Source organism: Stutzerimonas stutzeri (genome assembly GCF_000935215.1).
In the GTDB taxonomy this organism is placed as follows: domain Bacteria; phylum Pseudomonadota; class Gammaproteobacteria; order Pseudomonadales; family Pseudomonadaceae; genus Stutzerimonas.
Genome location: NZ_JXXD01000395.1, coordinates 1 through 341 on the forward strand (window position 1 = coordinate 1; position 341 = coordinate 341).

Below are 341 nucleotides of genomic sequence, written 5' to 3' on the forward strand. Positions count from 1 at the left end.
CCCCTATGGGGAGAGGGCTGGGGTGAGGGGGCTCTTGCCAGCTCCGACTTCCAGCAAGGCTACCGCAACCACTTCACCGCCATCCCCTGGGACATCCCCTTCCGACCGGCTCTGAAGCATCCGAAACCGAAGGTGCTCGGCAGCCAGACCGCCGTGGTCACCGGTCCTGCCGGCGAAGAAATCCATTGCGACGAGTACGGTCGCGTACGCGTTCAATTTCATTGGGATCGCGAAGGCCAGGCCGACGACAAGACCAGCTGCTGGCTGCGCGTCAGCTCCAGCTGGGCCGGCGGCCGCTACGGCGGCATCGCGATCCCGCGCGTTGGCATGGAAGTGCTGGT

1 protein-coding gene is annotated in these 341 nt (G+C 65.7%); it reads left to right on the forward strand.

Features of this window, described 5'->3' with window-relative positions; genetic code table 11:
- A partial coding sequence (gene vgrG / locus LO50_RS23770) for a type VI secretion system tip protein VgrG (protein ID WP_044316588.1) occupies positions 1 to 341 on the forward strand: 341 nt, incomplete at both ends.